At 67.1% G+C, this 22160-nt stretch carries 21 protein-coding genes, 1 tRNA gene and 2 pseudogenes; 10 read left to right on the top strand and 14 right to left on the bottom strand.

Annotated features, from left to right (window positions below):
* Positions 1–4: 4 nt before the first annotated feature.
* Entirely contained in the window at positions 5–1450 is a 1446-nt protein-coding gene (locus AB0L60_RS30985; protein WP_364621087.1) for an MFS transporter, read from the bottom strand.
* A 67-nt stretch (positions 1451–1517) separates the two neighbouring features.
* On the opposite strand from AB0L60_RS30985, the gene AB0L60_RS30980 reads away from it, so the two are divergent.
* The 4 genes from AB0L60_RS30980 (at position 1518) to AB0L60_RS30965 (ending at position 5874) form a co-directional block, all read left to right on the top strand.
* On the top strand, positions 1518–2549 hold the full coding sequence (locus AB0L60_RS30980; protein WP_364621084.1) for a LacI family DNA-binding transcriptional regulator: 1032 nt from the start codon (positions 1518–1520) through the stop codon (positions 2547–2549).
* 292 nt (positions 2550–2841) lie between these two features.
* Positions 2842–3426: an LppP/LprE family lipoprotein gene (locus AB0L60_RS30975; RefSeq protein ID WP_364621082.1), complete on the top strand. Its 585-nt coding sequence runs from the start codon at positions 2842–2844 to the stop codon at positions 3424–3426.
* Between the two features lie 29 nt (positions 3427–3455).
* Positions 3456–4871, top strand: a complete 1416-nt coding sequence (locus AB0L60_RS30970; protein WP_364621079.1) for a glycoside hydrolase family 27 protein — start codon at positions 3456–3458, stop codon at positions 4869–4871.
* 34 nt (positions 4872–4905) lie between these two features.
* Positions 4906–5874 carry an SDR family NAD(P)-dependent oxidoreductase gene (locus AB0L60_RS30965; RefSeq protein ID WP_364621076.1) on the top strand — a complete coding sequence of 323 codons (969 nt, stop codon included), beginning with the start codon at positions 4906–4908 and terminating at the stop codon, positions 5872–5874.
* 13 nt (positions 5875–5887) lie between these two features.
* Here AB0L60_RS30965 and AB0L60_RS30960 read toward each other — a convergent pair whose 3' ends face one another.
* Genes AB0L60_RS30960 through AB0L60_RS30950 form a run of 3 tightly spaced genes read right to left on the bottom strand, consistent with a single transcriptional unit; the run spans position 5888 to position 9543 of the window.
* Positions 5888–6898 (bottom strand): SGNH/GDSL hydrolase family protein, encoded by a 1011-nt coding sequence (locus AB0L60_RS30960; RefSeq protein WP_364621074.1) that lies wholly within the window; start codon positions 6896–6898, stop codon positions 5888–5890.
* Between the two features lie 31 nt (positions 6899–6929).
* Positions 6930–8486: a glycosyltransferase family 39 protein gene (locus tag AB0L60_RS30955; RefSeq protein WP_364621071.1), complete on the bottom strand. Its 1557-nt coding sequence runs from the start codon at positions 8484–8486 to the stop codon at positions 6930–6932.
* 58 nt (positions 8487–8544) lie between these two features.
* Positions 8545–9543, bottom strand: a complete 999-nt coding sequence (locus AB0L60_RS30950) for an SGNH/GDSL hydrolase family protein (protein ID WP_364621068.1) — start codon at positions 9541–9543, stop codon at positions 8545–8547.
* A 378-nt stretch (positions 9544–9921) separates the two neighbouring features.
* Here AB0L60_RS30950 and AB0L60_RS30945 point away from each other — a divergent pair, with 378 nt between their 5' ends.
* The 4 genes from AB0L60_RS30945 to AB0L60_RS30930 all read left to right on the top strand — a co-directional run bounded on the left by AB0L60_RS30945 (position 9922) and on the right by AB0L60_RS30930 (position 12349).
* Positions 9922–10653 carry a DUF4143 domain-containing protein gene (locus AB0L60_RS30945; RefSeq protein WP_364621066.1) on the top strand — a complete coding sequence of 244 codons (732 nt, stop codon included), beginning with the start codon at positions 9922–9924 and terminating at the stop codon, positions 10651–10653.
* Complete coding sequence (locus AB0L60_RS30940; protein WP_364621063.1) at positions 10650–10868, top strand: hypothetical protein; 219 nt, start codon at positions 10650–10652, stop codon at positions 10866–10868. The genes AB0L60_RS30945 and AB0L60_RS30940 overlap by 4 nt, the downstream gene beginning before the upstream one ends.
* A gap of 75 nt (positions 10869–10943) precedes the next feature.
* Positions 10944–11594 carry a type IV toxin-antitoxin system AbiEi family antitoxin gene (locus tag AB0L60_RS30935; RefSeq protein ID WP_364621060.1) on the top strand — a complete coding sequence of 217 codons (651 nt, stop codon included), beginning with the start codon at positions 10944–10946 and terminating at the stop codon, positions 11592–11594.
* A gap of 59 nt (positions 11595–11653) precedes the next feature.
* On the top strand, positions 11654–12349 hold the full coding sequence (locus AB0L60_RS30930) for a nucleotidyl transferase AbiEii/AbiGii toxin family protein (RefSeq protein ID WP_364621057.1): 696 nt from the start codon (positions 11654–11656) through the stop codon (positions 12347–12349).
* Positions 12350–12412: 63 nt separating this feature from the next.
* Here AB0L60_RS30930 and AB0L60_RS30925 read toward each other — a convergent pair whose 3' ends face one another.
* The 3 genes and pseudogenes from AB0L60_RS30925 to AB0L60_RS30915 form a co-directional block, all read right to left on the bottom strand.
* The gene (locus AB0L60_RS30925) at positions 12413–12775 is read right to left on the bottom strand and encodes a hypothetical protein (protein ID WP_364621054.1); all 363 of its coding nucleotides are present in this window, start codon (positions 12773–12775) and stop codon (positions 12413–12415) included.
* A gap of 514 nt (positions 12776–13289) precedes the next feature.
* A pseudogene (locus tag AB0L60_RS30920) lies at positions 13290–13721 on the bottom strand (cyclic GMP-AMP synthase DncV-like nucleotidyltransferase); the annotation flags it as partial.
* A complete protein-coding gene (locus AB0L60_RS30915; protein WP_364621051.1) occupies positions 13718–13918 on the bottom strand; it encodes a hypothetical protein in 201 nt (66 codons plus the stop codon). The pseudogene AB0L60_RS30920 and the gene AB0L60_RS30915, both read right to left, overlap by 4 nt.
* On the opposite strand from AB0L60_RS30915, the pseudogene AB0L60_RS30910 reads away from it, so the two are divergent.
* Positions 13908–14657, top strand: a pseudogene (locus AB0L60_RS30910) (AMP-binding protein); the annotation flags it as partial. The gene AB0L60_RS30915 and the pseudogene AB0L60_RS30910 sit on opposite strands and share 11 nt — an antisense overlap.
* A 543-nt stretch (positions 14658–15200) precedes the next feature.
* Here the strand turns inward: AB0L60_RS30910 and AB0L60_RS30905 are convergent.
* From AB0L60_RS30905 to orn, 4 genes are all read right to left on the bottom strand, one after another.
* Entirely contained in the window at positions 15201–15761 is a 561-nt protein-coding gene (locus AB0L60_RS30905; RefSeq protein ID WP_364621048.1) for a PIN domain-containing protein, read from the bottom strand.
* Positions 15762–15764: 3 nt separating this feature from the next.
* Complete coding sequence (locus AB0L60_RS30900; RefSeq protein ID WP_364621045.1) at positions 15765–16235, bottom strand: excisionase family DNA-binding protein; 471 nt, start codon at positions 16233–16235, stop codon at positions 15765–15767.
* Between the two features lie 260 nt (positions 16236–16495).
* Positions 16496–16568, bottom strand: a tRNA-His gene (locus AB0L60_RS30895).
* Positions 16569–16634: 66 nt separating this feature from the next.
* Entirely contained in the window at positions 16635–17258 is a 624-nt protein-coding gene (orn, locus tag AB0L60_RS30890; RefSeq protein WP_364621042.1) for an oligoribonuclease, read from the bottom strand.
* Positions 17259–17423: 165 nt separating this feature from the next.
* On the opposite strand from orn, the gene AB0L60_RS30885 reads away from it, so the two are divergent.
* Positions 17424–19187, top strand: a complete 1764-nt coding sequence (locus AB0L60_RS30885) for a helicase HerA-like domain-containing protein (RefSeq protein WP_364621039.1) — start codon at positions 17424–17426, stop codon at positions 19185–19187.
* A 6-nt stretch (positions 19188–19193) separates the two neighbouring features.
* Here the strand turns inward: AB0L60_RS30885 and lysA are convergent, their stop codons facing one another.
* The 3 genes from lysA to AB0L60_RS30870 all read right to left on the bottom strand — a co-directional run bounded on the left by lysA (position 19194) and on the right by AB0L60_RS30870 (position 22122).
* Positions 19194–20540, bottom strand: coding sequence for a diaminopimelate decarboxylase (lysA, locus tag AB0L60_RS30880; RefSeq protein WP_364621037.1), 1347 nt, complete (start codon positions 20538–20540; stop codon positions 19194–19196).
* A gap of 132 nt (positions 20541–20672) precedes the next feature.
* Positions 20673–21467: a mycolate reductase gene (gene cmrA, locus AB0L60_RS30875; protein ID WP_354834405.1), complete on the bottom strand. Its 795-nt coding sequence runs from the start codon at positions 21465–21467 to the stop codon at positions 20673–20675.
* A 223-nt stretch (positions 21468–21690) separates the two neighbouring features.
* On the bottom strand, positions 21691–22122 hold the full coding sequence (locus tag AB0L60_RS30870; RefSeq protein WP_364621033.1) for a DUF4189 domain-containing protein: 432 nt from the start codon (positions 22120–22122) through the stop codon (positions 21691–21693).
* Positions 22123–22160: the final 38 nt, after the last annotated feature.

The following is a 22160-nucleotide window of genomic DNA, read 5'->3' as shown; positions in this document are numbered from 1 at the left end:
CGGTTCAGCCCACGGATTCCGGTGCGGCCGAATCGGATCGCGCTCGGCCGGAGATCTCCGCCGAGAGCTGTTCCAGCGTGCGGCCCTTGGTCTCCGGGGCCAGCGTGGCCGCGATGGCCAGGCCGATGACACTCGCGCCCACGAACAGCCAGAGCACGTGGTGCAGGCCCCACGACTTGATCAGCGTGGGCAGCCACAGGGTGCCGATGATCGCACCGATCCGCGACACCGCGGTGCCCAGGCCATTGGCGGTGGCGCGCACGGCGGTCGGGAAGACCTCGCTCGGATAGACCAGGTTCACGATGCCCGGCCCGGAATTGGCGAACAGCACCGCCGCGCCGAGCAGTACCACCAGGCCGGTCAGCCCCGGGTTCTGCCACAGCGCCAGCACCGTCAGCGCGACGAACATGCCGATGAAGCCGACGATCAGCAGCGGACGGCGGCCCACCCGGTCCACCAGGGCGACACCGGTGAACGCGCCCGCGACGCCGACCAGGGCGATGATCAACGAACCCGTGTAAGTGCCGGTCGTACTGGTGGTGACCTGCTTGAGGATGGTCGGCGTGTACAGCGTGATGCCGTAGTACGACAGCGTGTACATGAACCAGAACCCGCAGCAGAAGAACGTGTAGCGCAGCAGGGGCATGGTCAGCAGTGTGCACCACGGCGAATCATGCTGCGGCGCAGCGGGTCCGGGCAGCCGTGCGGTGGCGTCGCCGAGTCCGGTGAGCACGGCGTTCGCCTCCTCGCCGCGGCCCTGGACGGCCAGCCAGCGCGGGGATTCCGGGATGCCGCGCCGCATCCACAGCACGATCAGCGCGAACACCGCGCCCAGGACCAGCATGACGCGCCACATGGCGTCGCCGAGCGGGAGCAGGGCCAGCGCGAAGGCATAGGTGGTCGCCGCGCCCACGAACCAGGTGGCGCCGAGGCGGCACATGAGGCTGCCGCGGCGTTGGGCGGGCGCGTATTCCGCGAGCAGTGAGGTGGAGATGGTGTAGTCCGCGCCCAGGGCCAGGCCCAGCAGGAAGCGGCAGACCAGCAGCTGCCAGGCGTCCTGGGCCAGCGCGGCGACCAGGGCGAAGAAGACGAACCCGATGAGGTTCACCAGGTACATCTTCTTGCGGCCCAGTCGGTCGGTGAGGCGGCCGAAGACCAACGCGCCCACGAACATTCCGACCACCGCGGCCGCGGAGAGCGCACCGGCCATGAAGGTGGACAGGTGCCACTGCTTGGTGACGGTCGGCAGCGCGACCGCGATCACCGTGATGTCGAAGCCGTCGAGGAACATGCCGGCGGCCGAGAGGATGGTCACCTTGCGGTGGAAGGTGGTCAGCTCGGTGGAGTCGAGGACTGAAAAGGCATCGCTGGACACGATGGTCCTTCCTGGGGAGATCGAATTGCTCAATCGTTTTAGCAAAGGTAGAGGCGTTGAAGCGAGCATTCGCACGGGACGTTGTCGAGAGTTCAGAGCGCGGTCATCCGAGTTCAGCCTCCGTTCGCTAGTGTTTCTCTCCGTGGTAGCCGGGAGCGAACCGATCACGCAGCGCGATGTGGCGATATCGCTCGGAGTCTCCGTTTCGGCGGTCAGCCTGGCACTCGCCGGGCGGCCCGGCGTCAGCGACCAGCTGCGAGAGCGCATTCTCCAACGCGCCACCGAACTCGGCTACCGGCCCAATGCCTCCGCGGTCGCCCTGCGCACCCGGCGCACCCGGGTACTGGGACTGCTCATCCGCAACCTGCGCAACCCGCACTTCCTGGATGTGATCGACGGCTTCGACGAAACCTGTTCCGCCGCGGGCTACGACGTCATGGTCGGCTCCTCGCGCTACGACGCCGGCCGGGAGCGGCAGCTGCTCGACGCCTTCCAGCATCGGGCCGTGGACGGGCTGGCCATCGCGCCCATCGGCACGAGTCCGCATGCGCGGGAATGGCATTCGGTCACCCGGCGGCCCGTGGTGCTGCTCGACACCGCCGACCGCGAGCATCCCGGGCTCACCATGAGCGTGCGCTCGGACCAGGAGACCTCGGTCGATCTCGCGGTGCGGCATCTGCTCGGACTGGGACACCGGCGGCTGGCCATGGTGGTGGCGCCACCGGAGAAGTCCCCGGATCCCGAACGGCTGGAACGCTTCCGGCGGCTCGGCGCCGAACTCGGCTTCACCGCCCTCCCGGTGACCACCGAACTTTCCGCCGATGCGGCCCGCCCCGCCGTCACCGCGGCCCTGCGGGCCCACCCGGACGAGCGGCCCACCGCGTTCATCACCAACAGCGACTACATCGCCCACACCGTCTACCTGTCCGCCGCCGACTGCGGGCTCCGTGTACCCGAGGACGTTTCGGTCATCGGCCACGACGACCTCCCCACCTCCCCCTCCCTGTCTCCGGCCCTGACCACCCTGGCCGTGGACCGCCACGCCATCGGCTGCCGCGCCGCCACCCTCCTGATCGACGCCCTCCACTCCCGCCCGATCGACCAGCCCAACATCGTCGTCGCGGTCCACCTCGAGATCCGATCCTCAACCGCCCCACCACCCCGCACCACCTAGATCGCACCGCGCCCCCGGCTGGGCTGGCAGCCGCCACTGACCCGGATCGGATCGGTCTGTTTCGGCGACCGCATGGCCTAGATCAAACCCGACGAATGCACCGACTGCGGCGCCTTCCGATTCGGCACGGAGGGTGTCGACACGCCGTTTGTGGCGGCGTATCAGAGGTAGGGCGGGGGCAGCCCGGCGAATCCCTTGTGGCAGAACGCGGTACCCGCCGACGGCATGTCGGCGACCCCCGTATCGGGACCCTGCCGCTAACGCGAGTTCCCGGCACCCCGATGATCTAGAGGTGACACGTGCGCGGCGGGATGCCATGAAGACCAGGTCAGTGGCCATTCTCGCGATGGGCGCTGCCCTCGCGGCGGTGGCGACCGGCTGCGGGACCACCACCACCTCCACGGGCCCCGGTTCCACGGCCCCCACCTCGGCTCCCGCCGCCGCCCAGCAGTCCGACGCCCCGGCGGGCAGCGGCCACGGGCTCTGCCTCGACATCAATTCCGACCTGGCCCGGGAGGCCGTCGCGCGGCTGTCGCCGCCGCCGGTCGGCGGGTGGAAGACGGGTCAGGCCGCCGATGATCAGATCTCGGCGGGTTGTGCCGGGGTGCTGTCCTGGATGACGGTGAATTCCGACACCAACCACCCGTACACCCACGTTCTGTTCTTCACCAACGGCATGTATCTGGGGACGGCCACCCCCAACCCGTACATGTACACGATGGTGACCGGTAAGACCCGCACCTCGCTGTCGCTCACCTACCACTGGCTCAACGGCAACGACCCCATGTGCTGCCCCCAGGGTGGACCCAGCGTGGTCACCTTCACTCTGACCGGCACCACTGTGAAGGCCGACGGCCAGCTCCCGCCGCACAATTGAACCGTCCGTCACCCGAGGAGACATCCCGCGTGCGAGTTGGAATCCTGTCGTTCGCGCTGGTTGTCGCCACTGCCCTGCTGACCGCCGACACCGCGGCCGCGCCGCCGCGTCCCGCCCCGATCGCGGCGGTCGGTGGCCGGCTCACTCCGCCCATGGGCTGGAATTCGTGGAATTCCGGAATTCCGCTGACCGAGCAGAACATCCACGAGGTCATCGACGCCATGATCGGCTCCGGCATGCGCGACGCCGGATACCGCTACGTGAATCTGGACGCCGGATGGGCGGCGCCGAAACGCGACGCCGCCGGGAACCTGCGGGCCGATCCGCGGCGGTTCCCGCACGGCATGGCCGCGCTCGCCGACTACGCGCACGCGCGCGGCATGTATCTGGGCCTGTACTCGAGCCCCTACAACGAGACCTGCGGGCAGACGCCCGACAATGCCGGTCGCGGGCACGAGACCGCGGATGCGCGGACCTTCGCGGGCTGGGGCGTCGACTTCCTCAAATACGACTGGTGCCGGGCCGACACCGACCTCGCCGAGCAGGTGCCCGCCTTCACCGCCATGCGGGATGCCCTGCGCGCCAGCGGGCGGCGGATCGTCTACAGCATCAACCCGAACAGTTCCGGCAACCTGCACGCGGGCGGGGACTACGACTGGTCGACCATCTCGGATATGACCCGAAATACCGCGGATCTGATTCCGCTGTGGCACAACGGGTCGCCGGATCAGCACCTGGCCACCCGATCCGGGCGCGGCCTGATCGGTGTCACCGACGAGCTGGGGGCCGCCGAACCGCTGGCCACCCGCACCCGCCCCGGCTACTGGAACGATCCCGACATGATGGTGGTCGGGCTGCCGCTGACCGAGTTCATCGGCGCACATCTGGCGGGCTTTCCCGCCAATGTCCTGGCCGGGCCGTTGACGACCCGCCAGATTCTGGAACTCGAGACGTCGTTCGATCTGTCGCCCGAGGTGGTCGGCCGCCTGCGCGATCCGCAGTTCAGCCTCGATCCCGAGGAGCAGCGCGCGCACTTCTCGCTGTGGGCCATGCTCGCGGCGCCGCTGATCGCCGGCAACGATGTGCGCGCGATGTCCGAGCAGACCCGCGCCCTGCTGACCAATGCCGATGTCATTGCCGTGGACCAGGATTCGCGGGTGGCGCAGGCGACGCCGCTGCCGGGGGACGGGCGGATTCTGGTCAAGCCGCTGGCCGGCGGCGCGGTGGCGGTGGCCGTATTCAATCCCGGCGATCGGGCGGCGACCATCGAAACCGGGCTGGCCGCAACCGGATTGCGGCAGGCGGAGTGTTACTCGGTGCGCAATCTGTGGACGCACACCGACACCACGACCACTGGTGCGCTGCGCGCCGCCGATATTCCGGCGCACGGTGTGGCCATGTTCGAGGTCGGTTCCGGCTGCACGGCAATTCCATCCGGAGAGTAGACAGTAAAACTATCCGATAGTTACGCTATCCATTATGGATGCCAGCACTGAGCCCGAATCCGCCGCCGAACCCGGTCCCGCCTCGGGGGTCAGCAGGCGACGGCTCCTCACCACCACCGGAGTCGCCGCGACCCTCACCGCGGCGGCGGGCGCGGCCGGCGGCATCGCCCTCGTCCAGGGCGGGGCGCCGACCCCCGTGGTAAAGCCTTCCGGCGCACGGCGTTTCGACCGAAAGGTAGTGTTGATCACCGGCGCCACCTCCGGCATCGGCCGCTCGGCCGCCCTGATGTTCGCCGCCGAGGGCGGGCACGTCGGATTCTGCGGCCGCAGAGAACAACTCGGCCGCCAGGTCGAGCAGCAGATCCGGGCGGCGGGCGGGGAAGCCACCTACGTCCGGGCCGATGTCCGGGTGGAATCCGATGTGCGCCAGTTCGTGGACGCGGTCGCCGACAAGTACGGCGGGCTCGACGTCTGCTTCAACAACGCGGGCATCACGCTGCAGAAAGCCTTGCACGAGTACAGCTCCGCCGAATGGGACGACGTCGTCGACACCGACCTGCGCGGCAACTTCCTGGCCTTGAAATACGAGATCCCGCACCTGATCGCCCGCGGCGGCGGGGTCGTGGTCGTCACCTCCTCGTCCAACGCCATCGCCACCACCGAGGGCCGGGCCGCCTACACCGCCGCCAAACGCGGGCTGGTCGGCATGGTCCAAGCGGCGGCCTACGATTACGCGGACAAGAACATTCGCATCAATACCCTCGTCCCCGGCACCACCGACACCGAGCTGGTCCGGCGCGCGGCAGGCGCGATGAACCTGCCCGACGAGGTATGGAAGACCATGACCGAGGTCTACGGCAAACAGCACGTCCCCGGCCTGCGCCGCATGGCCACTCCCGACGAGATAGCCGCCTTCGCCCTGGCCCTGGCCTCCGACGACTTCCCGTACATGACCGCCGCCCAGATGGTGATCGACGGCGGCAAAACCGCCTACGCGGGATAGCGGTGACCTCGGATCAACGGGTCTGCGTGATGCGGCTGTGGACCTCGGCGGCTACCGCGGCGTCGCCGCGGGGAGTGGGGTGGAAGGGGAGGCCGACGAGGTTCACCTTGGGGTCCAGGACGGAGAGGAGCCAGGGGTCGGGGGAGCAGAGGCCGTGGCCGGCGGTGGGGGTCCGGGCGTCGACGAAGTCGATGGAAAGGGCTTGGGCGGCATCGCGTTCGGCGTCGTCCAGGCGGTTCCAGAATTCGTTGATGGCGGTGGCTCGGGGCTGGACGTAGCGGAAGACGCCCAGGACGTCGAGACACCAGGCGGTCGAGTTCGCCGGGGCCAGTTCGGGATAGCCGACCAGTTCGATCTTGGCGTTGGGGGCGTAGTACTTCACGTAGTCGACGACTTTGCGGATGCGGTCGGCATAGGCCGGTCCGTTGACCGTGTCGAGGTCGGGCCATCGGCCCTGGGACACCGCGTCGGCGTCGCAACCCTGAGAGATGTTGAACGCGCAGGTCAATTGGGCGGGAGCATCGGCGGTGGTCGCCGAATCATGCGGCCACTCGTCGTTGGCTCCCAGCTGGATCGCCACCACCTGGGTGCGTGGCCCGAACGCCCCGTTCTTGGCGGCCTTGATCGCCAGCTGCGCCAGGGTGTAGCCGTCGCGGCCCGGAACCTCCTGGCCGGACGAGGTCACCGGGCCGCTGTCGATCGACGCGTTGGTGCAGGTGGCGTTCTCGAAGTCCGCGGTGCCGGCGACGCCCATGAGCGCGCTCAGCTGGACGGGCCAGGACGTGTCGCGGTGCAGGCATTCGTGTGCCGCGACGTCGTTGTTGCCGTCGCATTTCACCAGGACCCCGTCGCACGGCGGGTTCGCGGCGAACGAATCACCCATGACCACAAGCGTTTTGCCCTCGACCGGAGCCGGTTCGTCGGCGGCGGCGGTGCCCATCGAGCCGGCCGCGGCGAGAATGGCGACGGCGGCGGCCAGCCTGAGCGGAAGCACGGCCCCGCTGCTGGTCCTGAAACTGATCAATGCAAATCCTCGATGACGTCGGCACTCTCGCTCAAGAGGCCGGTGGGACAACCATATAGGTCAACTTCGGCCAGGCGACGGACATGGGAACCAGGGGCTCGCGGCAGATCCACACGGTCACGTGGTGATTCTGTCCGGCGATGCCGAGCGGGTTGTCCATCTGCAGAGCCGGTGTGGTGTGGGCGAAATTGGCCAGGAAGGCCCGCAGCTCCGGTCCGTCGTTGTAGCCGACGTACATGACGGTCGTGGCCGAGTCCGGCGGCGGACCCCATTCGGCGAAGCCACGATTGGGGCTGTAGACCGGCGGAATCCATTGGGACCGACCGTAATGGTCGAGCGCCCCGGCCTCGTTGTAGGCCTCGGTGACGACGACGGCACCGGCCTGTTCCTCGGCCGGCAGGCCGATCGCCACCTTGTGTACCGCGTCGGCCAGATCCTCCCAGTTGTCGTTGCCGTAGTGCTGCAGAAAGCCCCAGTAGCTGGTGTCCGGCACGTCGATCCAGCTCTTGGGGTAGGGGAGCAGCGCCAGGCAGGCGGTCAGCACCGCCGAGAGGACGGTGAGGCCGGTGAACAACCGCCGCAGCAGCAGGGCGCGGGTACCCGCGACGTCCAGGAAACCGGACAGGATCGACGCGCCCGCGCCGAAGATCGCGGGAACGATTCCGGCGACGTAATAGGACCGGCCGTGCCCGGCGACGACCAGAACCACCATCAGCAAGGCGGCGATCAGCACGAACCGATACGGCCGCAGCTTCGGCTCCCGAGCCAGGCCGTACAGGCCCAGCACGCCCAGGCCACCGCCGAGGAATCCGGTGACCACCATGATCGCCACGACCGTCCCCAGCTGTCCGCCGTCGCTCCCCGCCGTTTCCTGGGCGATGGCGCTGTTGGTCGCCAGCTGTGGCCAATGGTGGGAGGCCTGCCACAGCAGGGCGGGCGTCATGGCGGCCGCGAAGACCGACAGCCCTGCCCACAGTGCGGGGCGGCGCAAGACCTCGCGGGGTCCGACGGCGAGAACGCCGAGGGCGATACAGGCCCCCAGCATCAGCACCAGCCATTTGTCCTGCACGTCGATCGCCGCCGCCACGCCCGCGGCGATGAGCAAGCGGTCCTGGCGGGTGCGCACCCAGCGCACCAGCAGCCAGATGATCAACGCCTGGAACGCCACGTCGAACGCGACGCTGTCCAGCACGGTGTAGGCGACGACGAATGGTGAGACGGCGTACCCCGCCGCGGCGAGCATCTGGTAGCGCGGCCGCGCACCGCATTCGCGGGCCACCGCCGCCGCGAGGACGGACACCGCGATCAGCAGCAGCAACCCCGGGATCCGCAGCGCGAGAACCGATTCGGGGGCGATCACGTCGGCTGCCCGCGCGATCAGCGGTATCACCGGTCCGTTGTCGACGTAATCGACCGCCAGTCGCCGGCCACACGCGAGGTAGTACAGCTCGTCACCGGCGAGCTGGAACCGGGCCGCGGAGACGGACCAGACGAGCGTGATCAACCCCGAGACCAGCAGGACGCCCCGCCACGCGAATTCGGGTGGTGCCGAGGTCGATTCGGATTCTGGGGTGTACGTGAGCGTCATTGCTTCTCCGATGGATGCGCCACGGCGGTACTCGTCCGGCTGGCAGGGTGAGGCCGTGTCAGTGCGCGACGTGGCTGTAGACGGCGGCGGCCACGGCGGCGTCCCCGCGGGGTGAGGGATGGAACGGCAAGCCGGCCAGGTTGATCTGCGGATCGAGGAAGCCGTTGAACCACGGATCGGCAGAACACAATCCGTGGCCCGCGGTCGCCTGCTTCACGTCGACGAAGTCGATCCGGAGCATCCCGGCCGCGTCGCGTTGCGCATCCTGTAGCCGGTTCCAGTACTCGACCATGGCGCGCGCCCGCGGCTGCACCCAGTGGACGAGGCCGAGGAAGTCGAAGCACCACTCCGAGGTGCTCTCCGGCGCCACCTCGGGATAGCCGATCAGTTCGATCCTCGCGTTGGGCGCGTAGTACTTCACGTAGTCGACGACTTTGCGGATGCGGTCCGCGTAGGCCGCTCCGGTGATCGCGTCGAGCTCCGGCCACCGCCCCTCCGCCACCGCGTTCTCGTCGCAGCCGTCGAGAACGTTGAACACACAGGTGAACACCCGGGTCGCGTCCGCGGTGACCGCGCTGTCCTTAGGCCACGCGTCGTTGAAGCCCAGCTGGATCGCCACCACCTGGGTCCGCGGTCCGAACGACCCGTCCCGAGCGGCTTCGAGCACCTCCTGGGTCAGGGTGTACCCGTCCCGGCCGGGAACCTTCTCCCCGGTCGATGTCACCGGACCGGTATCGATGGTCGCGCTGGAGCACGAGTTGTTCTCGAAGTCCTCGGCGGCGATGCCCATCAGCCCACTCAGTTGAACGGGCCACGAGGTGGGACCGTGTAAACAGGCCTGCAGACCGGTGCTGTTCTCGTCCGCGCATTTCACCAGCACCGCATCGCACGGTGGGTTCGCGGTGTACGAGTCACCGAGCACGACGAGCGCGCGGCCCGGTGCCGGTGCGGGTTCGGCGTCGGCCGTGCTCACCGACACGGCCGCGGCGAGCACGCCGGCGGCGGCGCCCAGCCGGAGCCGGAGCGCGGCCCGGCCTGTAGTCCAGGAACTGGTCAATGCAAATCCTCATCGGGCCACGGTCAGCCCGCATAGGGTGTCGACCATGACGCAGGTCACAGCGTCTGACAGATAAAGCAAAGTATCTCCTTTTCACTTTCTCGGCAAGCAAGTGGCTGGTGGACCGCTGGACTCGCCGGGTGGTTGCTCGGGCTCACAGGGTGGGATGACCCGAAATTTCACTCAGTCGACGCCTGACTCGGGTTTCGGGCAGCGAATCTGCTTTCCTCATACTGCTTTTCGCCTCGTGGCAGCCATGTGAACCGGCTGGGTGATGCCTGCGGCGTTCGGTGCTCAGGCCTCGTAAGTGATTGGTGGAGTGGTGAATTCGGACAATTTGTCCATCGATAGGGGTCTCAGGGTTGCGGCGACACACCCGTGCGAAAGTCCAGCGCCGAGAACTACCTCCGCCTGCTCGAAGCGGTCTTCCTCGTCCACCGACTTCCTGCCTGGGGAACCGCCCTCGGCTCACGCATCGCCCGCCAGCCCAAGCTGCACGTGGTCGACTCCGGCGTCGCGGCCTGGCTGCTCGGCCTGACACCGGCCAAGATCGCCATGGCAGACCCGGCAGTCCTCACCCAATACGGCCACCTCACCGAAACCTTCGCAGTGGCGCGTGAGAAGTTGGTGAACCGGCGCTCAGGCGTGGTGAGAAGTTCGACAGCTCGAGTCGCAGAGCGGCCCAGGCAAGAGAAAGTCTCTGGCCTGGGCCGATTGGGGTGGCTGACGGGACTCGAACCCGCGACACCCAGGCACAAGATCGCAGGATTTCTGGGGGTCCCGAGATGTCCCGTGGTGGCCCGGATTGGCGCGAAATCCACAGTTGCGGAGTGTATTTCGGAGGAGGTTTCTGTCCCGGGGTGTCCCTGGCCGACCCAGGGTATCGGCGCTCAGAAGTTGGTAATGAGTTGGAAGGTTCGAGTCCTGGTCCCGGGTGGTCCCTGTGGTGGCCAAGGATGGGCGTCGGCGTGTCGTGGACGCGACGCGCGGACGATCTTCAACGCTGAGCGAACAGTTGGCTACTGCACGATTCTCGAACGTTTTCGAGGCGGGAGGCAACGCCTACCAGGTGTTTGTACGGACGGTGGATGCGGTTCGGGGCGGCCATGAATGATGCCGACCGCGACATATTGATCCGGAAACACTTCCTCGAGTACGGCCGAGTTATCGAAGCTGGCGAGAAGGCGAAGGATGCCCGGCTTCAACTTCTCCTGCGACTGCGCGCCGCGGACCCGGAGTACTACACGCAGACGCGGCTGGCCAGCCTGTCCGGCATGTCGCAGCAGAATGTCTCATATCTGCTGTCGAAGCCTGCCGCGTCATAGAGTCTTGAAGGTTTAGTATTGGATTCGTAGCCTTTTCGCGGACGAATCCTATACTGAACCGAGGCTGGTGCGAGGATGGCGACGGACAATGCTCGGGGCGCGGAGTTGCTCGCGCAGCTGGCTCGACAGCCGTTGCGAACTGTCGGGTCGGCGGCGGCTGCCGCGGTCTCGCGCCATCCTCGACAGCAGCTGGCTCGGCTCGTCGATCGGGGTGTGCTGCGTCGGGCCGCGCAGGGGTACTACGTCGTGGTTCCTCAGGAGTATGTCGGGACTGCGTGGCTGCCGGGGTTGGAAGCGGTGGCGGCGGGGATCGGCAGCGTGATGTTCGGTGCCGACGACGCGATCCTGATGGGCGTCAGTGCCGCACGGCTGCACGGCGTGATCCCGCGTTCGCTGGGGGTCGCGGTGGTCGCGGCGCCGCGCCAGCGCGCTGCGTTGCAGTTGGTTGATCGGGATGCCTTGGTGCGGTTCGTCGCGCGTGATACGGCTCGGCTGGATGCGGAGCTCATTCGAACGGAATTGGGTGAGGCGCTGGTGACTACGCCGGAGCAGACGGTGCTGGATCTGGCTCGCCGTCCGGATTTAGGGGACGCGTCCGTGGATGTGCCAGCCGCGATCCAGGCGTTGTATCAGCGATGCGATCGGGAGAGATTGGCCGAACTGGCAGCCGAGCAGCGCATGCGAGCCACGTTGGAACGTGTGACCGCGATGGCCGGTGAACGATGAGTTCAGGATTCGACGACCGCGTCACCATCGCCTCCCGGTTCGGTGTATCGCCTGCCCAAGTGCAGCGTGACTACCTGATCTCACTTGTGCTCGCACACTTGGCCGAACGGCATGCCGACAGCGTGCTGTTCATCGGCGGCACCGCGTTGGCTCGCACCCATCTGCCCGACGGTCGCCTGAGCGAGGACATCGATCTGATCGCGCAGGGCAGAAGAACAGAGATCGCCGATCGGCTGACCCGCGATCTGCCGCGCGCGGTGCAGCGCCGATTCGGCAGATTGAAATGGCGACCCGCTCTGACCGAGGTATCGGGATCCGACGCCGCCTATCTCATAAGCGAGGACGAGACCATCGTCCTGAAGATCCAACTGCTGTCACAGACTGGGATGCCGCCGTGGCCCACCGAGTCGAAGGCGCTTGTTCAGCGCTATCGGGACGCTCCCGAAGCCGTGCTCCGGGTACCGACGCGCTCCGCCTTCGTAGCCGGAAAAGCCCTGGCGTGGTGCGATCGCGGCGCCGCCCGAGACCTGTGGGACCTGTGGGCTCTCGCGAACATCAACGCGATCGACCGCGAGGCCGCCGAGTTGTTCCGCCGCTATGGCCCGACCAACAAGGTGCCTCAGCCATGGCAATTCGCCACCCCGCCGACCGAGCAGCAATGGCACGCCCAGCTCGCAGGCCAAACCCGCCTGACCGTCTCTGCGCAGGAATCGCTCGAAATCGTAAGTGCAGCATGGGAACAGGTGACGGACTGAACGCTCGCTTCCATGTCGAGTCGGATTGTGTCGGTTCACGCCGACGGCCCGACGCATGTGATGTCACTGATATTTCGGAGTGATAGTCACATCCTGGCGTGCGGTCGCGACGGCCACGCCGTTCTTGACCGCCCAGACCTGGACCCAATGTTCTCCGTCGAAGGACGTGGTCTCTTCGATCGTCCGGCCGCGGTCGCGGATTTCGCCGCGCTCGGCGTTGCGGCGCACGGCCTCGGGTCCTGTATTGCGAACCTTCCAGTAGAACGACACGGGCGGCGCCACGCTGCAGGCATCGACCTTGAACACCAGAGTCTTGCCGATCGGCACCATGTTCCCCGCCCGCGGCAATGGACGTGGACGCCCGGCGAGCTTCTTGGACCGGACTCTGCCCACCATCGTGAGAGTGTGCGCGGTGTCGATCCGCACCGGGATTCCGAAGTCCTTGTCGAGGGTCCTGCGGTGCGCTGGCGGTGGTCACAGCTGTGACCGTCTCAGGGAATTGGTCACCGAAAACATTGCGCCACTTGGGGATGCTTTCACCGTAGGGTGCATCGTACGCGGCACGGATCCCGGTAGCCCAACTACTGAGCTGGCTCTTGTAGTTGAGGAACTCGGTGGTGGTCCACCGCTCTGCGAGATTCTGTCCGGTACGGTCGTCAACCCATGGCGGGGCGTAGTGGGATGCGAGTTGGTCGTGCAGCGTTTCCACCAGCGCCACCAGCGTTTTCGGCAGTGTGGTGTAAGCGTCGGCGGGAGCGAAGTCCTCAACACAGCCCGCCAGCAGCGCATTGAGCACGGCGGAGGGAATATCGGCGCTGCACCGGTCACGTAGGTATTTCATCAGTCGGATGACTTTGACCAGATGGCGATTGCTGCGCTGATTGCGCTCGTCGAACCAAGCGGTGAGCTGGGTGGGGTCTTCGGGGATGAATTCGTTGTTGGTGCGGTGGGTGATGTAGGTCGTCCTGTCGGGGGCGGTGACGAACGGGACGAGGTCGATATGGAATCCGCCAGCGTAATCCATTCGCGCGCAGCGTTTCTTCACCGTCGATTTACCCACATACCGGCCGGAGGCTTCGAAGATCTCGTGCAGCCGCTCGACGTGTCGGCAGGGCTGCCAGCCGTCGACCAGGTCCATCGGGACCAGCACGTCGGCATCGTAGTCGTTGCCGACGAGCGGTTTGATGATCGTGTGGCGTGCGTACGAGCCTTGGGGGTTGAGATCGCCGGTCACGATATCGGTGAGTTCGTCGTGATCGAGTAGGAAGTCGTTGACCGCGTCGACGTGGACCCGCAGTTTCGACAGCCGGGTGACGTTGAGGTTGACGTGGGAATCGAGAAAGGATGCGAAGTGGTTGTGGCAGGGGCTCATTCGGTGATCTCCACAGCGGCTTCGAAGGTGTCGGTGTCGGTGCGCTGGTACATCACCAGCGTCGGGCTGATCGTGCGAGGTCGGCAGCGGCCCATGTTCACCGCCGCTGGGGCCGGAACTGCGGCGAGGACATGAAGTGTGCAGACCCGTGGGAGGCATTGTTCGACCAGTGCGAGCAGCTGCCGACTGTCACGCATCCTCGCGCTGGGGCCGGACGTGCACGCCGCCTACGACACCTCCACCCTGAAAACCGTGCTGGTGGCGGGCTCCGCACTCTCACCCGAACTGGCGGTGCGCTGGCAGGACACCTTCGGCGACAACCTCTACAACCTCTACGGCTCGACCGAAGTCGCCGTCGCCTCGGTCGCGACCCCACAGGACCTGCGCCGCGCTCCCGGCACCGTGGGCCGCCCGCCGGTGACCGCCCGGGTCGCGCTCTACGACGCCGACGACCGCCGCATCGCGAATCCGAACGTGCGCGGCCGCGTCTTCGTCCGCACCGGAGCCCCTTTCGAGGGCTACACCGACGGCCGCCACAAACAGATCATCGACGGCTACATGTCCACCGGCGATATGGGCCACTTCGATTCCAGCGGACTGCTTTTCATCGACGGTCGCGACGACGACATGATCGTCTCCGGCGGCGAGAACGTCTACCCCCTGGAGGTCGAGAACCTCCTCGCCGAACACGAGGCCATCGCCGACGCCGCCGTCATCGGCGTCCCCGACCCGGACTTCGGCCAGCGCCTGCGCGCCTTCATCGTCCCCGAACCCGGATTCGCCCCCACTGCGGAAGAAGTCAGGGCCTACGTCAAGGCGAACCTGGCCCGCTACAAGGTCCCTCGCGACGTCATCTTCCTGGAGGCCCTGCCGCGCAACCCCACGGGGAAAGTGCTCAAACGCGACCTCCGAGACCACCTCGGCCACACCGCTTGAATCTTGCTTCTGGATCGACACGCTGACCAGTCACATCTCCGAACACGCCTGTGCGCAAACGGGTCAGGTGTCGTGAGGATGGTTACGGCCCCGCCGTCTTCCAGTTTCGCCGACATCGCAGACGGCCCCCGACGACGGGGTGTGGGTGGCCATCAACACAGCGGTCTGACGTCGAAATGCGACCCTGCGGAATGTTGAAAACACCCTCACCAGGATTCAGGACGGAACTCGACCTTGAATGGACCGGTCAAAATGTCACCTGCATCGACAAGAACGGCAGCATCGTGAAAGGCATGTCCAAGCCCGACTCGTACGCGCTGCCCTAACTTGTTGCCAACGACGGCCTTCGACAACGGATCGGTTCTCCGGGCTACCGACTCATGTGGGAGTTGACCGTGCTCGGCCACCGCGACTATGCGCTGGACGCGGACAGCAAGCGTCGATGTTGGCTCGGCCCCGAAGGGAAGATCTGACAGCGTGGTTTTGGCCCGTGCCCTGGTGCCGGACCACTGTGCCCCCGCTTCCTGGTCTTCTGCCTTCGATTCAGTCGAGGTGCCGACGCACTTCGGCGGCGAAGCCCGATACTCCGGATCGGTCGAGCACGTCGAGCAGTCCTTGGAGGTGCTTCGGGGGTCGTTTGTGTTGGGCGACTTGGGTTTGGAGCAGTCGGAGGACCTGGCCGGGGGCCAGGTCCAGCATGTCGAGCAAGAAGTCGTCCGGGTGGATCAGTTCGGGGAATCCGTCGCCGATGGGTCTGACCTTGAAGTCTTTGAGGTTGAAGGTCAGGAGTACGTCGGCGTTTCCTTGGAGCGCGGCGGCGAGGACGTGTCTGTCCTTGGGGTGGTTCTCCATTCGTTCGGTCAGCTCTTCGTAGCCCTCGACCATGGCGTCGGGGAAGAACGTCCGCATTGTGTGGACCAGCCGGTCAACCTGTGCGATCCTCTGCGCGTCATCGCCGTACGCCGCTGCGAGGTTGCGGTGCAACTCGGCCAGGACATCGGCTGACCAGAGCGGCTGGATGAGATCTGCTTCGGCCAGGCGCAGCACCGTGTCGCGCAGATGTGCCGGAAAGAGGACGCAGGTGTCGAGGAAGACTCGCTGCATGGCTCAGTGCCGTTTCAGTGGCTCCGGCGGAGTCTCGTCGTACAGTCCTAGATCTTCGGAGATCCTGGTGAGCTCGGACAGTCCCGCGGCGCGTTCGGCGCGTCGGTATTCGCGAAAGGCCAGGACGTCGGTGAGTCGTACCCTGCGGTGTCGGCCTGGCCGGGTGAACGGGATCGTGCCGGAGTCCAGCAGTTTCACGAACGTCGGCCTGCTCATACCCAGCAATTCGGCCGCCTCCTGTGTGGTCAGGGTGGTGTGCAGCGGTGCGACGGTGACGGCCTTGCCTTCCGACAGGGCGTGGGCTACCAGGCGCAATGCCTCGAGGACCTCGGTCGGGAGGGCGACAATCGCACCTTCTGGAGACCGCAGGATCGCTGCCTCGATCGAGGGGGACGTGTCGAGGAATCGGCGCAGTTCCGCGATCTGATCCGGATGTTCCGGCAGCAGCGTGCGCTCGTTCAGTGTCTCGGTCATCGTGTCGGCCTCCCGCGGTCGGCCTCCATTATGCCGACCTTTCGAATAATTCGAAAGGGAGACGATCGGCCGGGGTGAAAAGTTGGAAGACCAGTGGACCGGTTGACATGGCCTTCGTGAGCTGGAAGATGAAGTGTCCAAACAACTTCGACGCGCCGCACGGTTGCATAGCTGCGCCCAGAACTTGGTGAAAGTTGGAAATACTCAAGTCCAAGAGCTCGGGCCAGGTCAGAAAATGCTCTCTGACCTGGCCCGATTAGGGTGGCTGACGGGACTCGAACCCGCGACACCCAGGATCACAACCTGGTGCTCTACCAGCTGAACTACAGCCACCATTGCCGGTAACTTCCGGCGCGGTAGAGCTTAACCGGTCCGCGCCGTGAGTACCTAATCGGCTGTTCAGGATGGGTTTGCGCGGGGTTCGGCGGGGGTGGAGAGTTCGGCGGCTACGGCGGCGATCTCGGCGGTGGAGGGGCCCGGAGCGGGGACGAAGGCGGTGCGGCGGTAGTACTCGAGCTCGCGGATGGATTCCTTGATGTCGGCGAGGGCGCGGTGGGCGAGGCCCTTCTCGGGCTGACCGAAATAGATGCGCGGGTACCAGCGGCGGGCCAGTTCCTTGATGGAGCTGACGTCGATCATGCGGTAGTGCAGGTGGGCGTCGAGGGCCGGCATGTCGCGGGCGATGAAGCCGCGGTCGGTGGCGATGGAGTTGCCGGCCAGCGGGACCGTGCGCGCGGTGGGGACGTACTGCTTGATGTAGTCGAGGATCTGCTGCTCGGCCTCGGCGACGGAGACGGTGGAGCGGCGGACCTCCTCGGTGAGCCCGGAGCGGGCGTGCATCTCGGCCACCACCGGCGGCATGGCGGCCAGCGCGTCGTCGTCGGCATGGATCACGATGTCCACGCCCTCGCCGAGGATATTGAGGTCACTGTCGGTCACGAGTGCGGCCACCTCGATCAGCTTGTCGCTGTCGAGCTGTAGGCCGGTCATCTCGCAGTCCATCCACACCACGTACTTGTCCACCCGCCAAACACTAACGCTTCGGCGTTCCGCGACCCGGAGGCCCGGCCGCGTCGAGCCCGCTCGGCCGCCCGACCGGGCAGTATCGTTCACACCAGTCCCGCATAACGAGCGGTCGGCATGTTGGTTGGGCAGTTCCCAGGGCAGCAGTTCACAGGGCAGTCGCAGTTGGCAGAGCAGACGGAGGATGCGCTAGTGACCACCCCGCAGGAGAAGGCAGCGGCAGCACGGAAGGCGGCGGAGGAGGCGGCGCGGATCGCGGCGGAGGCGGCGGCCGCCGCCGAGGCCGCGGAAAAGGAAGCCGCCGATCAGGAGGCGGCGGCCAAGGCGGCTGAGACGGCTCCGCCGGGCAACGGCGTGACGAAAACCGCTGCGGCGGAATCTGATCAGGCCGCCGAGGACGAGGCCGCCGCACAGGAGATCGCGGCGGGATACGCCATGGAGGGTCTGGCGCTGGAGCTTGGCACCGTGATCGTCGGCGACACCGTGCACCCTGATGCGCGGGTGCGGATTCCGATGAAGACCATGAACCGCCACGGCCTGGTCGCGGGCGCCACCGGTACCGGTAAGACCAAGACCGTGCAGGGCATCGCCGAGCAGCTCTCGGCGGCGGGCGTGCCGGTGGTGCTGGCCGACATCAAGGGCGACCTGTCGGGTCTGGCGCAGCCGGGGCAGGCGAACGACAAGCTGCTGGCCCGCGCCCGGGAGACCGGTGATCCGGACTGGAGGCCGCAGGGCTTCCCGTGTGAGTTCGTCTCCCTCGGCACCGGGGGGATCGGTGTGCCGATCCGCGCCACCATCACCTCGTTCGGCCCGATCCTGCTCAGTAAGGCGCTGGGGCTCAACGAAACCCAGGAATCCACCCTCGGCCTGATCTTCCACTGGGCCGACCAGAACGGCTTGGCGCTGCTGGATCTGAAGGATCTGCGCGCGGTCATCCAGTACCTCACCAGCCCGGAGGGTAAGGAAGATCTCAAGGGCATCGGCGGCGTCTCCGTGCAGACCGCGGGTGTGATCCTGCGCGCACTGGTGAATCTGGAGGCCGACGGCGGCGACACCTTCTTCGGCGAGCCCGAGCTCGAGCCCGCCGATCTCATGCGCACCGCGGGCGGGCAGGGTGTCATCACCCTGTTCGAGCTGGGCGCGCAGGCCGCGCGGCCGCAGATGTTCTCGACCTTCCTGATGTGGGTGCTGGCCAACCTGTTTCAGACGCTGCCCGAGGTCGGCGACATGGACAAGCCCAAGCTGGTGTTCATCTTCGACGAGGCGCACCTGCTGTTCAACGACGCCTCCAAGGCGTTCCTGAACCAGGTGGAGCAGACGGTGAAGCTGATCCGCTCCAAGGGCGTCGGCGTCTTCTTCTGCACCCAGCTGCCCACCGACATCCCGAATCCGGTGCTCTCCCAGCTGGGTGCGCGAATCCAGCACGCGCTGCGCGCGTTCACGCCGGAAGATGAAGCGGCACTGTCGAAGACGGTGCGCACCTATCCCAAGACCGCCACCTATGATCTCGAAAAGGCGCTCACCTCGCTGGGTACCGGTGAGGCCGTGGTGACGGTGCTGTCGGAGAAGGGCGCGCCCACGCCGGTCGCGTGGGCGCGCATGCAGCCGCCGCGCTCGCTCATGGACACCATCGGAGATGACGGAATCCGTTCCCGCGCACAGCATTCCACGCTGTACGGCAAGTACGGGACCACCATCGACGCGGAATCGGCCTACGAAATCCTGACCGCGAAGATTCAGGCGACCGCGCAGCGGCAGGCCGACGAGGCGGCGGCCAAGGGCTCCCGCGCGGCCAGGCCCGCCCCGCAGGAGGATTCGATGGCCGAGAAGATCGTCAAGAATCCCGCCTTCAAGAACTTCCTGCGGTCGGCGGCCACCGTCGCCGGGCGCGAGATCAGCCGCAGCATCTTCGGCACCCGGAAACGGTAGCTCAGCTCAGCGCCCGACATCGCGGCTGAGCAGATCGTCGATGGTTTCGCGGCGGACCAGCTCCCGGCACCCGCCGTCGCGGACCGCGACGATCGGCGGGCGGCCGACGCCGTTGTAGGACGAGGCCAGGCTGTGGTGGTACGCCCCGGTGCAGGGCATGGCCAGCACCTCGCCGGGGCGCAGGTCGGCCGGCAGCCGGACGTCGCGGGCCAGGATGTCGCCCGCCTCGCAGTAGCGTCCGGCGATGGTGGCGGTCATGTGCGGGCCGGTGGGATGCCGGTTGGCGACCACGGCGTCGTAGCGCGCGCCGTAGAGGGCGACCCGCGGGTTGTCGCTCATACCGCCGTCCACGGTCACGTAGGTGTGGCCGTGCTCGACGTGTTTGACCGACAGCACGCGGTACAGCGTGACGCCCGCCCGCGCCACGATGGCGCGGCCGGGTTCGAGGGCGATGCGGGGCCGCGGGAAGCCGTGCCGCGCGCAGGCGGCGTCCAGCGAATCCTCGATGATGTCGGCCAGTTCGGACAGGTTCAGCTCGGCGTCGCCGCTGCGGTAGGCCACCGCGTGCCCGCCGCCGAGGTCCAGGTCGGTCAGGGTGACGCCGAATTCGTCGCGGATGCGGGCCATTTCGGCGATCATGCGCCGCACCGCCTCGCCGTAGGGGAAGGTGTTGTAGATCTGCGACCCGATATGGCAGTGCAGCCCGGCCAGGGTCAGATTCGGTTGCCGCACAATGCGATCCACCGCATCCGTCACCGCCCGCCCGCCGATCGGGAAACCGAACTTCTGATCGGTGACGCCGGTGCGGACCGCTGGGTGTCCGTCGATGCCGATATCGGGGGTGACGCGCAGCAGCACCCGCTGCGGCCGCTCGGCCAGCGCCGAGAGCAGCGTGATCTCGGTGAGCGAGTCGATCACGATGCGCCCGACCCGGCAGTTCACGGCCGTCTCCAGCTCGGCGAAGGGTTTCCCGTTGCCGTGCAGCACGATCCGCTCCGGATCGGCCCAGCTGGACAGCGCCACCGCCAGTTCTCCGGCCGAGCACACGTCCAGCGACAGTCCCTCGTCGGTGATCCATTCGGCCACCGCGCGGGTGAGCAGGGCCTTGCCCGCATAGATGATCTCGGCGTCGGGGAACCGAGTGCGGTAGGCCTGACAGCGGGTGCGCACCTCGCCCTCGTCGAGCACGTACGTCGGCGTGCCGTACTGATCGGCGATATCGGCCAGCGCCACGCCGCCGACGGTGATGCGCCCGTCGGCGTCGTAGTGGGTTTCGCGTGGCCAGACCGCCGGATCGAGCCGGGGGACCATGCCCCCGTCACGCAGCGACGGGAAGATCTCGAGCAGCGTCAAGACGTCTCCTGGTGAGAGCTCCCCGCTTTCTCTCATGCGGGGCCGACACCAGGACTACGCCCGATTCCGGGGGCCGGAATGTCCGGCAACATCCCCTTTACGAGCGTCCCGCCGATCTTGACGGTTTGCTGATCAGCTGCCGAGCTTCTTGTAGGCAGCGCCGGCCACCACCGAGGTGATCGAGCGCGGGCCGAACTGCCCGGCCAGGCTCATACCCTTGCTGATCAGGCCCGGGACCACGCGCATCTTGTTGCGGGCGAGCGCGTCGATGGTGATCTTGGCGGTGTGGGCGGCGGTGACCCAGATGAACTCCGGGATCTTGTTGCCCATCTCCTCCTGGTCCGGGTTGTCGGTGCGGACCGGGCCGGGAGCCAGCAGGGTGACATTGATGCCGGTGCCCTTGAGCTCACCGCGTAGCGACTCGGAGAAGGTGTTCACGAACGCCTTGCTCGCGGAGTAGGTGGTGTTGTTCGGGATCGGCATGTTGCCCGCCGCCGACCCGGTGACGAGGATGCCGCCCGCCCGGCGCTCCAGCATGCCCGGCAGCACCGCCAGCGTGAGATCGTGCACGGCAACGGCATTCAGTTCCATGATGTCGCGCTCGTAGTCCAGGTCCAGCTTGGCCAGCGGGCCGAAGGTGGAGACACCGGCGTTATTGCAGAGGATGGCGATGTCCCGCGCGGCCAGCTCCTTGGCGAGCGGCGCGCGTTGATCGCGGTCGGACAGGTCCACCGCGCGCACCTCGGCGGTGATGCCGTACCGCTCGGTCAGCCGCTGTGCCAGCTCGGCCAGCAGATCGCCGCGGCGGGCGACGAGGATCAGCGAGTAGCCCCGCGAGGCAAGCTCTTCGGCGAGGGCGGTGCCGATCCCGGAGGAGGCTCCGGTGACGACGGCACGATTGTCGGCGGTGGGTACAGGCAGGCTCACGGGACCCGAGCCTACCGATGTTCACGCGGATGGTGCGCTCGGCGTGCGGGTGGGGTGGACGAAAGGGAAACCATCCCACCCGCACGCCCGCGTTAACGCCGTTCAGCGCGTGTCCGGCGGGCGGATCAGGAAGTGCCTGCCGAGATCAGGCGGTGCGCGTCCAGATGGGGACGCTGGCCTGGGCAGGATCCGCGCTGCCCAGGCTCACCATCAGGGGTTCGGGTCAGCCGGCGTTGGCAGTGCACGCCGAGTGGCGGACCGCCGCGGTGCTCGCCTCGGCGCTGCCCAGGCTCACCAGCAGCGGGTTCGGGTCGGGACCGGCGGCGGCGAGGGCATTGCGCTCGGCCTCGGCGCGGGTGGCGCCGAGGGCCCAGAACAGGTTGTTGTCGCGCCGTGAGTAGGCGGCGCAGCCATTGGACCAGCGGAGCTTGATCACGCAGTTGGAGTAGCCGCACTCGGCGAGCGCGGAGGCGTCGGCCGAGGCCTGGTCCGGGAAGTTCCAGCGGCCCACGATGTGCGTGGAAGAGTCGAGTTCGGCGACGGCGAACGCGCCGTACAGGTCGCCGTCGGCGTGGGCGGTGCCCATGGTGCCGGTGAGCAGCGCGCCGGTGGTGCAGGCAACCACACCCAGTGCGGCCTTACGAGTAAAGGACATAGAGAATTTCTCCCCCAGGATCGTTGAAGCAAGTGCTC

This window comes from Nocardia sp. NPDC051981, from assembly GCF_040680715.1.
GTDB lineage: Bacteria > Actinomycetota > Actinomycetes > Mycobacteriales > Mycobacteriaceae > Nocardia.
This window is presented reverse-complemented; position numbering and strand designations above follow the sequence as displayed.

Bases quoted from the DNA above. Each gene is read 5' to 3' on its own strand.
- AB0L60_RS30870 (WP_364621033.1), bottom strand. From the start codon at position 22,122: ATGTCCTTTACTCGTAAGGCCGCACTGGGTGTGGTTGCCTGCACCACC.
- AB0L60_RS30955 (WP_364621071.1), bottom strand. From the start codon at position 8,486: ATGACGCTCACGTACACCCCAGAATCCGAATCGACCTCGGCACCACCC.
- AB0L60_RS30915 (WP_364621051.1), bottom strand. From the start codon at position 13,918: ATGCGTGACAGTCGGCAGCTGCTCGCACTGGTCGAACAATGCCTCCCA.
- AB0L60_RS30940 (WP_364621063.1), top strand. From the start codon at position 10,650: ATGAATGATGCCGACCGCGACATATTGATCCGGAAACACTTCCTCGAG.
- AB0L60_RS30900 (WP_364621045.1), bottom strand. From the start codon at position 16,235: ATGACCGAGACACTGAACGAGCGCACGCTGCTGCCGGAACATCCGGAT.
- AB0L60_RS30905 (WP_364621048.1), bottom strand. From the start codon at position 15,761: ATGCAGCGAGTCTTCCTCGACACCTGCGTCCTCTTTCCGGCACATCTG.
- AB0L60_RS30965 (WP_364621076.1), top strand. From the start codon at position 4,906: ATGGATGCCAGCACTGAGCCCGAATCCGCCGCCGAACCCGGTCCCGCC.
- AB0L60_RS30935 (WP_364621060.1), top strand. From the start codon at position 10,944: ATGGCGACGGACAATGCTCGGGGCGCGGAGTTGCTCGCGCAGCTGGCT.